This window comes from Candidatus Microbacterium colombiense (assembly GCA_029203165.1).
GTDB lineage: Bacteria > Actinomycetota > Actinomycetes > Actinomycetales > Microbacteriaceae > Microbacterium > Microbacterium colombiense.
In genome coordinates, this window is record CP119308.1 from 2,773,688 (window position 1) to 2,787,857 (window position 14,170).

Annotated in this window: 11 protein-coding genes and 1 pseudogene; 9 read left to right on the plus strand and 3 right to left on the minus strand. The window is 69.6% G+C overall.

The window, feature by feature from the left end; all coding sequences use genetic code 11:
• Positions 1–6: 6 nt before the first annotated feature.
• On the minus strand, positions 7–1,242 hold the full coding sequence (locus P0Y60_13405; protein ID WEK60306.1) for a class I SAM-dependent RNA methyltransferase: 1,236 nt from the start codon (positions 1,240–1,242) through the stop codon (positions 7–9).
• Between the two features lie 23 nt (positions 1,243–1,265).
• On the opposite strand from P0Y60_13405, the gene P0Y60_13410 reads away from it, so the two are divergent.
• Positions 1,266–1,922: a Maf family protein gene (locus tag P0Y60_13410; protein ID WEK62925.1), complete on the plus strand. Its 657-nt coding sequence runs from the start codon at positions 1,266–1,268 to the stop codon at positions 1,920–1,922.
• 86 nt (positions 1,923–2,008) lie between these two features.
• The gene (locus P0Y60_13415) at positions 2,009–3,775 is read left to right on the plus strand and encodes a biotin carboxylase N-terminal domain-containing protein (GenBank protein WEK60307.1); all 1,767 of its coding nucleotides are present in this window, start codon (positions 2,009–2,011) and stop codon (positions 3,773–3,775) included.
• A gap of 66 nt (positions 3,776–3,841) precedes the next feature.
• Here the strand turns inward: P0Y60_13415 and P0Y60_13420 are convergent.
• Positions 3,842–5,291: pseudogene (locus P0Y60_13420) on the minus strand (NAD(P)H-quinone dehydrogenase).
• Positions 5,292–5,339: 48 nt separating this feature from the next.
• On the opposite strand from P0Y60_13420, the gene P0Y60_13425 reads away from it, so the two are divergent.
• From P0Y60_13425 to P0Y60_13435, 3 genes are read left to right on the plus strand one after another with little or no spacing between them, the layout of a single operon-like run.
• Positions 5,340–6,173, plus strand: coding sequence for a purine-nucleoside phosphorylase (locus tag P0Y60_13425; protein WEK60308.1), 834 nt, complete (start codon positions 5,340–5,342; stop codon positions 6,171–6,173).
• Positions 6,170–7,840 (plus strand): phospho-sugar mutase, encoded by a 1,671-nt coding sequence (locus P0Y60_13430; protein ID WEK60309.1) that lies wholly within the window; start codon positions 6,170–6,172, stop codon positions 7,838–7,840. The genes P0Y60_13425 and P0Y60_13430 overlap by 4 nt, the downstream gene beginning before the upstream one ends.
• Positions 7,841–7,894: 54 nt before the next feature.
• Positions 7,895–8,158 carry an HPr family phosphocarrier protein gene (locus P0Y60_13435; GenBank protein ID WEK60310.1) on the plus strand — a complete coding sequence of 88 codons (264 nt, stop codon included), beginning with the start codon at positions 7,895–7,897 and terminating at the stop codon, positions 8,156–8,158.
• Between the two features lie 15 nt (positions 8,159–8,173).
• Here the strand turns inward: P0Y60_13435 and P0Y60_13440 are convergent, their stop codons facing one another.
• Positions 8,174–10,096 (minus strand): PRD domain-containing protein, encoded by a 1,923-nt coding sequence (locus P0Y60_13440; protein WEK60311.1) that lies wholly within the window; start codon positions 10,094–10,096, stop codon positions 8,174–8,176.
• Between the two features lie 164 nt (positions 10,097–10,260).
• Between P0Y60_13440 and P0Y60_13445 the strand changes: the two genes are divergently transcribed.
• From P0Y60_13445 to P0Y60_13460, 4 genes are read left to right on the plus strand one after another with little or no spacing between them, the layout of a single operon-like run.
• A complete protein-coding gene (locus P0Y60_13445; GenBank protein WEK60312.1) occupies positions 10,261–10,578 on the plus strand; it encodes a hypothetical protein in 318 nt (105 codons plus the stop codon).
• Positions 10,575–10,862, plus strand: coding sequence for an HPr family phosphocarrier protein (locus P0Y60_13450; GenBank protein ID WEK60313.1), 288 nt, complete (start codon positions 10,575–10,577; stop codon positions 10,860–10,862). The genes P0Y60_13445 and P0Y60_13450 overlap by 4 nt, the downstream gene beginning before the upstream one ends.
• Complete coding sequence (ptsP, locus tag P0Y60_13455; GenBank protein ID WEK60314.1) at positions 10,859–12,544, plus strand: phosphoenolpyruvate--protein phosphotransferase; 1,686 nt, start codon at positions 10,859–10,861, stop codon at positions 12,542–12,544. The genes P0Y60_13450 and ptsP overlap by 4 nt, the downstream gene beginning before the upstream one ends.
• Positions 12,541–14,157 carry a PTS mannitol transporter subunit IICB gene (locus P0Y60_13460; GenBank protein ID WEK60315.1) on the plus strand — a complete coding sequence of 539 codons (1,617 nt, stop codon included), beginning with the start codon at positions 12,541–12,543 and terminating at the stop codon, positions 14,155–14,157. The genes ptsP and P0Y60_13460 overlap by 4 nt, the downstream gene beginning before the upstream one ends.
• Positions 14,158–14,170: the final 13 nt, after the last annotated feature.

Genomic DNA, 14,170 nt, shown 5'->3' on the forward strand with positions numbered 1-14,170 from the left:
GCGGCGTCACCGGGTGAGCAGAGCGACGACCTCGAAGTGGTGCGAGTGCGGGAACAGGTCGAACGCGCGCAGCGTCGAGACGTTCCATCCCAGGCCCCGGAACGTACCGAGGTCGCGGGCGAGTGCGACGGGATCGCACGCGACGTAGGCGATGGCCTCCGGCGAGAGCGCGTGCACTCCTTCGACGACCGCTCGCCCTGCACCCGCGCGTGGCGGATCGAGCACGACCGCCCCGGCTCCGGTGCGACCGGACGCGCCCTGGAGGAAGCGGTCGACCCTCGCCGTCACGGCGGTCGCATTCAGCGGCGCCAGGTTCGCGAGTGCGTGCTGGGTGGCGCGTTTGCTCGACTCGACCGTCACGATGTCGGTGCCGCCGAGATCGGCGAGCGTCGCGGCGAAGAGTCCGACACCGCCGTACAGGTCGTAGTGGGTGGACTCGGGCGCGACGTGGCCGTCGAGCAGTCCGTAGACGGCTCCGTCCAGCACCGAGGCGGCACGCGGGTGGACCTGCCAGAAGCCGCCGACGTCGACCTGGAACCGGCGGTCCCCCACCTGCTCGAAGACGACCTCGGGCTCGGGCCGCCGACCACCGCGCTGCACCGGACGGGCGCCGTCCTCATGCCGGATGATGCGCACCTCCCCGTCGGAGGGCTCCACGAGATCGATACGGCCGGGCGCCCCACCTCGCAGGGTCCGTGCGGCTTCGGCGATGGCAGGACGGGCGATCGGATACGACGTCACGGGGACGACGTGGTGACTGCGTGCCGCGTAGGGACCCGCGTTGCCCGCATCGTCGACGTGCAGCGTGACCCGGGTGCGCCACCCCAGCCCATCGCCGGATTCGACCGCCTCGATCTCCGGGGCCTCCAGACCCTCGCCCGCGAATCGGTCGAAGGCTTCGGCGAGCACCTGACGCTTCAACGCGCGCTGGTGGGTGAGGTCGATGTGTCCGAGGTCGGCCCCGCCCGGCCGCTCCGCCGGGTCGCGCGTGATGTCGGCCTCCGACCAGATGTGCGCTCGTCGGTGCGGTGAGGCGTCGAGCACCTCGATCGCCTCCGCACGCCAGAAGCTCCGGGAGTCCGCGGCGTCGTTCTGCGGGTCGATCAGACGGGCACGCACCCGCTCTCCGGGGATGGCGTCGGACACGAACACGACGCGCCCCTCGTGGCGGGCGACGAAGGTGCCGCCGTGAGCGATGCCGGTGATGTCGAGGTCGAGGACGTCGGCGGGGGAAGAAGTCATCCTTCGAGGATACGGTGGTGCACATGCGCGTCTGCCTCGCCTCGACCTCTCCTGCCCGCTTGATGCTGCTGCGTCAGGCGGGGATCGAACCGCTCACGCTGTCGCCGGACGTCGACGAGGACGCCGTCGCCGCTGCCGCCGAGGCGGATCAGGGTGCAGCCCTGCCGCCCGCCGAGGTCGTGCTGCTGCTCGCCCGCGCGAAGGCCGCGGACGTCGCACGCCGTCTCGTCGCGGAGGACCCCACGTTCGACGGGATCGTGATCGGCGGCGACTCGATGTTCGCCCTGGGCGGCCGGGTCTACGGGAAGCCGCACACCCCCGACGAGGCGACCAGGCGATGGAAAGAGATGCGCGGCGCGACCGGCGTGCTGCACTCGGGGCACTCGGTCTTCCGTCTCGCGCCCGGTCTCGCACCCCGAGAGGCGACCGCGACCGCGCAGGCGTCGGTGACCTTCGCCGACGACATCAGTGATGCGGAGGTCGCGGCCTACGTCGCATCCGGCGAGCCGTTGCACGTCGCGGGTGCCTTCACGGTCGACAGCCTGGGCGGCGCGTTCATCACGCGGGTGGAGGGCGATCCCTCCACCGTCGTGGGGATGTCGCTCTCGACGATCCGCCGCCTCGCCGCCGAACTGGGCGTCACGTGGACCGATCTGTGGACCACGACGCACGAGGCGTGAAGTCGTAGACTCTGCGCGACGTTTCGACGTCTTTCTTGTGGAGAGTCGTCAAGGCGATCCCTTGCCTTCTCGCTAGGCTGGCAACCATGCCTGCTATCGCCAAGGTGCTCATCGCCAACCGCGGCGAGATCGCCGTACGCATCATCCGTGCCGCTCGTGACTCCGGGATCGCCTCGGTCGCCGTCTACGCCGACCAGGACCGTGATGCACTGCACACGCGCCTCGCCGACGAGGCCTACGCCCTCAGCGGAGCCACCAGCGCCGAGACCTACCTCCAGATCGAGAAGATCCTCTCCGTCGCCCGTCGCGCCGGAGCCGACGCCGTTCACCCGGGATACGGCTTCCTCGCCGAGAACGCCGAGTTCGCCCGTGCCGTCATCGGTGCAGGAATGATCTGGATCGGCCCGTCGCCGGATGCCATCGAAGCGCTGGGCGACAAGGTGACCGCCCGTCACGTCGCCGAGAAGGTGGGGGCGCCCCTTGCCCCGGGGACCCCCGGTCCGGTCGAGACCGCCGACGAGGTCATCGCTTTCGCCAAGGAGTTCGGACTGCCGATCGCCATCAAGGCCGCCTACGGCGGCGGCGGTCGCGGACTCAAGGTGGCCCGTGAGTTGGATGAGGTCGCCGAGCTCTTCGAATCCGCCACGCGCGAGGCCGTCACCGCCTTCGGCCGCGGCGAGTGCTTCGTCGAGAAGTACCTCGACAAGCCGCGCCACGTCGAGACCCAGTGCCTGGCGGATGCCGAGGGCAACGTCGTCGTGATCTCGACGCGCGACTGCTCGCTGCAGCGCCGCCACCAGAAGCTGGTGGAAGAGGCCCCGGCCCCGTTCCTCACCTCGGAGCAGAACGAGCTCCTCTACAGCGCGTCCAAGGCCATCCTGAAGGAGGTCGGCTACGTCGGTGCCGGCACCTGCGAGTTCCTGATCGGCGCCGACGGCACCGTGTCGTTCCTCGAGGTGAACACGCGCCTCCAGGTCGAGCACCCGGTCTCCGAAGAGGTCACCGGCATCGACCTCGTGCGCGAGCAGTTCCGCATCGCCGCCGGCGGCACGATCGACTACACCGACCCGGAGCCCCAGGGGCATTCCATCGAGTTCCGCATCAACGGCGAGGACCCCGGTCGCGGATTCCTCCCCCAGCCCGGACCGGTGAACGTCTTCAAGACCTTCGGCGGGCCCGGCATCCGCCTCGACTCGGGCGTCACCGCCGGCGATGCCGTGTCGGGCGCGTTCGACTCGTTGCTGGCCAAGATCATCGTGACCGGCAAGAGCCGCGAAGAGGCCCTGGAACGGTCGCGCCGCGCCCTCGACGAGTTCGAGGTCGCCGGGCTGCCCACCGTGCTCCCCTTCCACCGCAAGGTCGTGCGCGACCCCGCCTTCACGGCGGAAGACGGCCGGTTCGGCATCTTCACCCGCTGGATCGAGACCGAGTTCGACAATGACATCCCCGCGTGGGACGGCGAGCTGGAGTCGCCCGCCGCTGCGGGAGGACGCCACACGGTCGTCGTCGAGGTCGCGGGCAAGCGCCTCGAGGTCAATCTCCCGGATCGCGTCGCCGTCGCGGCAGGCACGGCAGGTCGACCGGCTGTGGTTCCCCCGTCGCGACGCAGCCACACGACCACGGCGAACGCCGGCGCATCGGGAGACGCCGTCAAGTCGCCCATGCAGGCCACGGTCGTCAAGATCGCCGTGGAAGACGGGCAGCAGGTCGTCAAGGGCGACCTCGTCGTCGTGCTCGAAGCCATGAAGATGGAGCAGCCGTTGCAGGCGCACAAGGACGGCGTCGTCGGGAACATCAACGCGGCGGCGGGCACCACGGTCTCGGCCGGCCATCAGCTGCTCACGATCAGCTGATCCGCTCCCTCCACGACGAAAGGCGCCCCACCGAGGTGGGGCGCCTTTCGTGTTGCTCTGAGCGCGTCAGGAGATGTAGCCGAGGTGCATCGCCCGGCTGGCGTCGGTGATGCTGCTCGACAGCGACGGGTACGCCGCGAACACGCGCGACACCTGGTCGACGGTGAGCCGGCGCTCGACCGCGACGGCGATCGGGTAGATGAGCTCGGATGCCTTGGGCGCGACGATCACGCCGCCGATGACGGTGCCGGAACCCTTGCGCGCGATGATCTTGACGAAGCCGTCCTTGATGCCCATCATCTTCGCGCGGGGGTTGGCCGCGAGCGGAAGCTTGTAGACGAGCCCGTCCGCGATGCCGTCCTCCACGTCCTTCTCGGAGTATCCGACGGTCGCGATCTCGGGCGCGGTGAAGATGTTCGAGGTGATCTTGCGCAGCTCGAGCGGGATCACGATGTCACCCAGCGCGTGGAACACCGCTGTGCGCCCCTGCATGGAGGCGACGGATGCCAGCGGGAAGAAGTTCGTGCAGTCGCCGACCGCGTAGATCGTTGGGGACGGAGGTGCGCGCCACCTTGTTCACGCGGACGTGTCCCGACTCGTCGAGCTCGACGCCGGCCTCCTCGAGACCGATTCCCGCCGTGTTGGGGATCGAGCCGACCGCCATGAGGCAGTGGCTCCCCTCGACCGTCCGGCCGTCCGAGAGCGTCACGACCACGCCGTCCTTGCCGGCCTCGACCTTGTCGGCGCGCGACTTCGAGAGCACCTGCATCCCGCCGCGCTTGAAGACCTTCTCCAGGACGCTCGCCGCGTCCTTGTCCTCGCCGGGGAGCACCTGCTCGCGGCTGGAGATCAGCGTCACCTTCGCGCCGAGGTTCATGTAGGCCGAAGCGAACTCGGCACCCGTGACACCGGAGCCGACGACGATGAGGTGCTCGGGCAGCGCCTTCATGTCGTACAGCTGCGTCCAGGTGAGGATGCGCTTGCCGTCGGGCTTCGCCGAATCGAGCTCACGCGGAGAGGCACCGACGGCCACGATGATGGTGTCGGCCTCGATGCGGTCGAAGTCGGTGCCTCCCTGGCCGGTGGACACCACGATCGCCGTCGGCCCCTCCAGCCGGCCGTGTCCGGAGAGGATCCGCACACCGGCTTCGAGGAGCGTCGCACGCATGTCTTCGGACTGCTGACCGGCGAGAGCGACCAGGCGCTTGTTCACCGCGGCCAGGTTGATCGCGATCTCGGGCTTGAGCGGCTTGCCGTTCTCCCCCTTGGCGTAGAAGTTGACACCGAGGTCGCTCGCCTCGGAGATGGCGACGGCCGCATCCGCGGTGGCGATCAGACTCTTCGACGGCACCACATCGGTGAGCACGGCGGAACCGCCGACCCCGACGCGCTCGACCAGGGTCACCTCGGCTCCGAGCTGAGCGGCAGCCAGGGCCGCCTCGTAACCGCCGGGTCCGCCGCCGAGGACGGCGACGCGCTGAGTGCGCTCGAAAGTGGTGGAAGACATGATCACCATTCTCGCGCAATCCTGGCACCGGAGCCTGCACCTTCCTAGAGTGGATCCATGCCCGAGACTTACAGCCACCCCCTCGACGACCCCGCAGCGAACCCGTTCGAGGTCGCAGCCGCTGCCGCAGCCGACATCGCGCGCCTGTCCGGCGTCGAGAAGCACGACATCGCCCTCACCCTCGGAAGCGGATGGGGCAAGGCCGCCGACATCATCGGAGAGACCGTCGCGACGATCCCCGCGACCGAGGTCACCGGATTCTCGAAGCCGGCGCTGGAGGGCCACGTCGGCACTCTGCGCAGCATCCGCACGCCCGGGGGCAAGAACGTCCTGGTGATCGGCGCCCGCACCCACTACTACGAGGATCACGGCGTGCGCCGCGTGGTGCACAGCGTGCGCACCGCCGCCGCCACCGGGGCGAAGGTCATGGTGCTCACCAACGGCGCCGGAGGCGTACGCGAGACCTGGACGCCCGGTCAGCCGGTGCTGATCAGCGACCACATCAACCTCACCGCCGACTCCCCGCTCGAGGGCGCGACGTTCATCGACCTGACCGACCTGTACTCCTCGCGTCTGCGCGACGTGGCACGCGGTGTCGATCCCTCGCTCGACGAGGGCGTCTACACGCAGTTCCGCGGCCCGCATTACGAGACTCCCGCCGAGGTGCAGATGGCGAAGATCATCGGTGGTGACATCGTCGGCATGTCGACCGCACTCGAGGCGATCGCCGCGCGCGAGGCCGGGATGGAGATCCTCGGGTTCTCACTCATCACGAACCTCGCCGCCGGCATCCAGAAGACCCCGCTCAGCCATGCGGAGGTGATCGAGGCCGGGCGCGAAGCCGAACCGGTGATCTCGGCGCTGCTGGCCCGCGTGGTCGAGGCGCTGTGAGCGAGGAGCGGCTCGCGCAGGCGCGAGCGTGGCTGCGGCAGGACCCCGACCACGAGACCAGAGACGAGCTCGCAGGGCTCATCACGCGCGCCTCGGGCGGCGATGAGGCGGCGGTCGCCGAGCTCGACGACCGTTTCGGTGCACGTCTCGCCTTCGGGACAGCGGGTCTGCGCGGAGAGCTGGGCGCAGGCAGCAACCGCATGAACCGGGTGCTGGTCGCTCAGGCGGCCGCCGGCTTCGCCGCCTACCTGCGCGAGCGCGCGCACGGCACGACACCGACCGTCGTGATCGGCTACGACGGCCGCCGGAACTCGCGCGTGTTCGCCACCGACTCGGCCGAGATCTTCGCCGGGGCAGGGCTCCGGGCGATCCTGCTCCCTCGTCTACTGCCGACTCCGGTGCTCGCCTTCGCCGTGCGCCATCTCGGTGCGGACGCCGGTGTGATGGTGACCGCGAGCCACAACCCGCCGAACGACAACGGCTACAAGGTGTATCTGGGCGGCGCGGACCAGGGTTCGCAGATCGTCGCGCCCGCGGATGCGGCGATCGCCGCACACATCCAGAACGTCGCCGACCACGCGCCGGTCTCGACGCTCCCCCGCTCGACCGACTACGAGGTCGCGGATGACGAGGTCGTCGACGCATACGTGTCGGCGACGGCCGCCGTCGCTCCGGCCCCCCAGGGCACCCACACCCTGCGCTGGGTCTACACGGCGATGCACGGTGTCGGATGGGAGACGCTCTCGCGCATCCTGACCTCTGCCGGCTACCCGCAACCCGCGGTCGTGGATCAGCAGTTGAAGCCCGATGCCACGTTCCGCACGGTGTCGTTCCCCAACCCGGAGGAGCCCGGAGCGATGGATCTCGCCTTCGCGAGAGCCCGCCGCGCGAAAGCGGACTTCATCCTGGCGAACGACCCGGACGCCGACCGTCTCGCGGTCGCGATCCCCGATGCGGATGCCGCAGGCGGCTGGCGTCGGCTGACGGGCAACGAGGTGGGCCTGCTCCTGGGTGCACGCGCGGCGCGCGCCGCCGCGGGGACACCGGGCGCATCGCTCGCCTGCTCGCTCGTCTCCTCGCCCGGGCTCGCCGCCGTCGCCGCGCATCACGGCATCGACTTCCACGAGACCCTCACCGGATTCAAGTGGATCTCGCGTGCCCCCGGCATCGTGTTCGGCTTCGAAGAGGCGCTCGGGTACCTGGTGAACCCGGAGACGGTGCGTGACAAGGACGGCATCTCGGCCGCCGTCGCGATCCTCGGGCTCGCCGCGGAGGCGCAGGAGCGCGGCGCGACACTGTCGACGCTGCTCACCGAACTGGGAGACACCTACGGCCACTTCGCGAGCAGCCAGGTGTCGGTGCGCGTCGACGACCTCTCGATCATCGGCTCCGTGATGCTGGCACTGCGGTCGCTTCCTCCGACGCACATCGGCGGGACGACGATCAGCGCGGTCGAGGACCTGCTGCGCGCGGAGCCGGGACAGCCGTCCGGAGACGTGCTCCGCTACCGACTCGCCGACGGGTCACGGGTGATCGTGCGGCCGAGCGGGACGGAACCGAAGCTCAAGGTGTACATCGACGCGAAGGGCGAATCGGCCGAGGATGCGCGCCGGGCCGTCGATGCGCTCGACACGGGAGTGCGTGCTCTGCTGGACGAGCGCTCCTAGCCTGCCCGTCCCGGCGGCTGGTCGTGGCCGCCGGGCGGCAGATAGCATCGGAACATGCTTCGCCGACATGTGATCATCAGCGCGCACAACGGTGTGCACGCGCGGCCCGTCGCAGAACTCGTGCGGGTCGTGCAGGCGCACCCCGACGCGGTCACCCTGCGTACGGCGGACGGCGCGGTGGTCGATCTGAGCAGTGTGCTCGCCGTGATGGACCTGGCGTTGGCCCCCGGTGATGCCGTCGTGCTCGAGACCAGGGACTCTGCCGGCGGAGCGGCCGTGCTCGACACCCTCAGCGAGGTCCTGGACCCCCGCCACTGACGGGACGCCCGCACGTCACCCGTCGATGACGGCGACGAGCTCATCGAGGAACGCCTCGAAGCTCGACGCGCGACGAACGATGCGTTGCACGCTGTCCCGCTCGCTGAACACCTCGACCAGTTGCTCGAACACGGTCTGGAACGCCGCTCGGTCGCTCTCGCTGAACGCGGCGAGCGCGACCACCTGCACGCGCCCGTCGCCCCAGGCCGCCGATCCATCGGCCACACCGATGGCGATCGCGGTCCGTGTGGCCGTCATCTGGAGCGCATGAGGGACGGCGAGGGCGTCGGTGAAGGCGGTCGATGACATCTGCTCCCGGACGATCGTGTTCTCGACGTAGTCCTGCCCGATCAGTCCGGCGTCGACGAGCAGACCGCCCAGACGACGGATGATCGCCTCCTCCCCCTCGTCCGGAAGCGGGGAGACGAAGGCATCCGCGTGGAAGTACCGGGCGAGCTCGCCGCGCAGGCGTGTGAGCCGGCGCGCGCGGCGCACACGACCGGCGGCGAGTTGGATGCGGTCGACATCGGAGTCGGTCAGGAACGGCTGGATGCGCACGAAGCGGTCACCCGAGACAGCGGGCTCGATCGTGCTGAGCACCAGGTCGGTGTCGAACGCCGACCAGTCGGGATCGACGTTGGTGACCACACTGGTCACCTCGATCGCGGAGCCGAGTGAGCGATCGACGCTCGATCGGAGCAGCTCGTGCAGTTCGTAGTAGCCGGGGCACACGATCGTCGCCGTGAGGATCGACTCCGCCTTGCGGCTGCGTTCCAGGCGCCCTCCGACGTGCATCGCGATGTAGGCGATCTCGTCGTCGTGGATCGGCGCGCCCAGGCGGTCATGCAGACCGCTGGCGATGGAGACGGCCACCTCGAAGATCATCGGATACGAGGTCTTGAGCGACCGCGTGAGCGGATTGCGGGTCAGCGCGCTCTCCTCCGCACGGCGCAACAGGTTCTGCACGTGCAGCGCCAGCCGCAGCAGGAAGGTCTCATCGACCAGGTCGACCTGGTAGTCGTCGGCCGCTCGCTGCACCTCGGCGCGCACGGCGGCCTGGACGGCGGGATCCACACCGCTGCGCGCGACGTCGCCCGCGGCATCCTCTCCCGGCGCGACGATGCGTGTCAGCACCAGGGAAGCCAGATGGTCGCTGTCTCCCTCTCCGAGCGCGACGGAGAAATGCTCGCCGGCCAGGCGCGCGATCACGGAGCCGACCCGGGGGATCTCGGCGCGCGCACCTGCGGGTCCCGACTCGAGCGCGTGGCCGGCGGCGACACGCTCGGCCGCGATCGCGATGTGCAGGAGCACATCCGAGATCGCGAGCTCGTTCACGTAGTAGCCGAGTTCGCCGAGCTCGCGCACCAGCGCTGACTTGAAGGGGGCGACCCCGTCAGCGGCGACGGCGTTGCCGGCAAGGGCACGGCGGAAGGTCTCGGGATGGAAGGAGGCCGCATCCATCTCATCGTGCGCGAGCCTGCTCAACAGGCGCCGCTGGGCGGTCTCGTTCCCCCGCAGTCGCACCATCTCACGGTCTCGCTCGACCACCAGGTCGGTGCCGTCGATCAGAGCACGCACTCGGGCCAGATCTGCCTCCAGCGTCGCCTCGCTGACGTGCAGTCGGTCGGCGGTCTCGAAGACGTCCAGCCCGGTGGGTGTGTCCAGCAGCGCGCGCACGAGGGTGTGCAATCGATCGCGCGGCGCGGACTCTCCGCTCTGCCGCGTGCGCAGCGCGTCGCGGGCACCGGGGCCCGCCCGATAGCCGGCTGATCCGGATTCGACCGCATCGGCGCCGGGGGTCCGGGCGTTGAGCGCCGCCACGTACGAGCGCACGCTGCGGGGTGTGACACCGAGTACATCGGCGAGGCTGCCGGCCGTGGCCCAGGCCTCCTGCCGCAGGAGGGTGGCGAGCAGCAGGTCCTGGCGCTGGCGCGACATGATCCCTCCCACTCTTCCCGTGTGACTGCACTGTCGTGACGTCTCTCCATGATGTCAGGTGCATGCGGGGGGCGCGCGGAAACCGACGTTCCGCGGGGGAGGAAAGGAACGTGTTGGTGTCGCCGCTCACGCTTTCACAGACTGTTCTCAGGAAGGTGGAATCGATGAAGATCCTCGTGGTGTGCGGTGCTGGCGCGTCCAGTACGTTCGTCGCTCAGCGGCTTCGTCGGGCCGCGGCGCTCGCCGGGCTCGACTGGGACACCGCCGCCGGCATGGAGAGTTCCGTGACGGGCGGCGCGCACGATCTGATCCTCATCGGCCCACACCTCGCCGATCGCCTCGCAGTGATCCGCAGCAGCGTCGACGGCCCCGTCGCCGTGCTGCCGGACGATGTGTTCGCCGATCGCGACGGAGAGCGGACGCTCGCTCTCGCCCGCGCACTTCTCGCCGACGACAGCACCACCTCGAAAGGAACATCATGACCGCCTCCCGCACCGTCCGGATCGGCTCCTCACACGGATTGCACGCGCGCCCTGCGAAACTGTTCGCGCAGGCGGCCAAGGAGTCCGGGATCCCGGTCACGATCGCCAAGGATTCGGGCAAGCCCGTCAACGCCGCGAGCATCCTGGGCGTCATCGCCCTCGCGATCGAGCACGGCGACTACGTCACCCTCACCGCCGACGGCGACGGCGCAGAGGCCGAGACCGTGCTGGACACGCTCACCGAACTCCTCACGACCGATCACGATCAGGATTCCGCCGGATGAGCACTCTCCGCGGAGTCGGCATCGGTCTGGGCGTGGCACAGGGCACCGTCGTCCGCATGACCGAGGCGATGCCGGCGCCCGACCAGACGCCGAGTGCGCTGAGCGTCACCGAAGAACGCGCCCGGGTGCGCGAGGCGGTCGCCGTCGTCGCGCAGGAGCTCAACGACCGCGGCGCGGCAGCGGGCGGGTCGGCGCAGGACGTGCTCGAAGCGCAGGCGATGATCGCCGAGGACCCGACGCTGCAGGACGAGGTCGACGGACGACTCGACACCGGTTCGACGGCCGAGTGGGCCGTGCACGACGCCTTCGCCGGCTTCCGGGCCACGCTCGAGGCGGTCGGCGGCTACCTGGGCGAGCGCGCCGCCGACCTCGACGACATCGCGCAGCGGGTGCTGGCGCGGTTGCGCGGCGTCGACGCCCCCGGCATCCCGAACCCGGGTCACCCGTTCGTCCTCGTCGCTCGCGACCTCGCACCGGCCGACACGGCACTCCTCGATCTCGACCAGGTGCTCGCGCTGATCACCTCCGACGGCGGCCCCACCTCACACACGGCGATCCTCGCCCGCGAGAAGGGCATCGTCGCGATCGTCGGCGCGGTGGACGCCGCCGCTCTCACCACCGGCCAGACGGTGATCGTCGATGCCGCCGCCGGACTCGTGACGTCGGATCCGACCGACGACGAGAAGCACCGCGCATCTGAGCGGGCCGCCGAGCGGCGTTCCGCAGATGCCGCTCCACTGACCCCCGGCGCCCTCGCCGACGGCACGCCGATCGCGCTGCTGGCGAATCTGGGGAAGCCCGCAGACGCATCCGATGCCGTCGAGCGTGGGGCCGAGGGCGTCGGGCTCTTCCGTACGGAGTTCCTGTTCCTCTCCGCCACCCAGGCACCGACCATCGCGCAGCAGCGCGAGTCGTATCGGGCGCTCCTGGCCGCGTTCCCGGGCAAGAAGGTCGTCGTTCGCATGCTCGACGCCGGCGCCGACAAGCCCCTCGCCTTCCTCAACGATGCGCACGAGGAGAACCCCGCACTGGGCCTGCGCGGTCTGCGGGCGCTGCGTGCCAGCGAAGACATCCTGCGCGAACAGCTCACGGCGCTCGCCGAGGCGGATGCCGAGACCGAGGCCGACCTGTGGGTCATGGCGCCGATGGTGACGACGGTCGAGGAGACCGCGTACTTCACGGCCCTGGCACGCGAGTACGACCTGAAGACCGCGGGAGTCATGGTCGAGGTTCCGGCGAGCGCACTGCTCGCGGATCGCGTACTCGCCCACGCGGACTTCGCCTCGATCGGTACGAACGATCTCACCCAGTACACGATGGCCGCCGACCGCCTGCTCGGCTCGGTCGCGAGCTTCCAGGATCCGTGGCATCCCGCTGTCCTGCGCCTGGTGCGCGAGGTCGGCGACGCCGGCGCCCGGCTCGGCAAGCCGATCGGGATCTGCGGCGAGGCTGCGGCCGACCCGATGCTCGCGGTCGTCCTGGTCGGCCTCGGTGCCACGAGTCTCTCCATGGCACCGGCCGCCCTGGCCGATGTCCGACACGCGCTCTCCGAGCGCACCCTCGACGAGGCACGCCGTCTCGCCGAGATCGCGCTGGCGGCGGACGACGCCGCCGGCGCACGCAATGCCGTGGTCGAAGCCGCCACGGCCCTCCCCTCCCATCAGAAAGAGACGACATCATGACGACGACGTCACCAGCCGCCCAGAAAGCGGGCGGCCTCCGAACAGGCGTGCAGCGGTTCGGCACGTTCCTCTCCGGCATGATCATGCCCAACATCGCGGCGTTCATCGCGTGGGGCTTCATCACCATGCTGTTCATCTCGGTCGGATGGCTGGGCAACTGGCATCCGGTCGCCGACCTGCTCGGCGGATTCGGCAATGCCGACCTCGTCGGCTGGCAGGGCGCCATGACGGCCCTGGCCACGGCTGAGGACGGCACGACCTTCCCGCAGTACGTGGGACTGGTCGGCCCGATGGTCACCTACCTGCTTCCGCTCCTGATCGCGAACACCGCCGGCCGCATGGTCTACGGCGAGCGCGGCGGGGTCGTCGCGACGATCGCCACGATGGGTGTCATCGTGGGCACGAACATCCCGATGTTCCTCGGCGCGATGATCATGGGCCCGCTGGCCGCGTGGATCACGAAGCAGATGGACAAGATCTGGGAGGGCAAGATCAAGGCCGGCTTCGAGATGCTGGTCAACAACTTCTCCGCCGGAATCCTGGGCATGCTGCTCGCCATCGCCGGATTCTTCGCCTTCGGTCCCGTCATGCTCGCGATCAGCGCGTTCCTCGGAGCGATCGTCGACTGGCTGGTCAGCTACAGCCTCCTGCCGCTGCTGTCGATCATCGTCGAGCCCGCGAAGGTGCTGTTCCTCAACAACGCGATCAACCACGGTGTCTTCACCCCGCTCGCGCTGCAGCAGGTCGAGGAGACGGGCAAGTCGATCCTGTTCCTCATCGAGGCCAACCCCGGCCCCGGTATCGGATTGCTCCTGGCCTTCACCTTCTTCGGTGTCGGCGAGGCTCGGGCCTCGGCCCCCGGCGCGGCGATCATCCAGTTCTTCGGTGGTATCCACGAGATCTACTTCCCGTACGCGCTGAGCAAGCCGGCCACCATCCTGGCGCTGATCGCCGGTGGCGCGACCGGTGTCACGACGAACATGCTGCTGGGCGGCGGACTGTCGTTCCCGGCCGCACCGGGAAGCATCATCGCCGTCACGGCGGCGGCGGTCACCCCGGCAGCAGGAGGAATCGGCAACCTGCTGGTCGTGTACCTCTCGGTGGTGCTCGCCGCTGCAGTGACGTTCCTCATCACGGCCGTGATCCTGCGGGCCTCCCGCAAGCGCGACCTCGAGGCGCAGAGCGACACCTTCGGAGCGGCGATCGCTCAGACCGAGGCCAACAAGGGCAAGTCCTCCGCGGCGATGGACGCCCTGCGCGCCTCCTCGGGAACAGCCGCGGCCGCAGAAGCGGCGGGCACGGTCGTCGCCGACCGCACCATCTCGAACGTCGTGTTCGCCTGCGATGCCGGAATGGGATCGTCCGCGATGGGCGCGAGCGTGCTCCGCAACAAGTTCAAGAAGGCGGGCGTCGAGGGGGTCACGGTCACCAACCAGGCGATCGCCAACCTCGACGGCACCGCCGACCTCGTGATCACACAGCAGCAGCTGACGGATCGCGCCCGGTCGAAGTCGCCGAACTCGATCCACGTGTCCGTCGACAACTTCATGAACGCGCCTCAGTACGAAGAGGTCGTCGAGATGGTGCGCGAGCAGCGCGACTCCGACGCGTGACCGACCAGGCGGG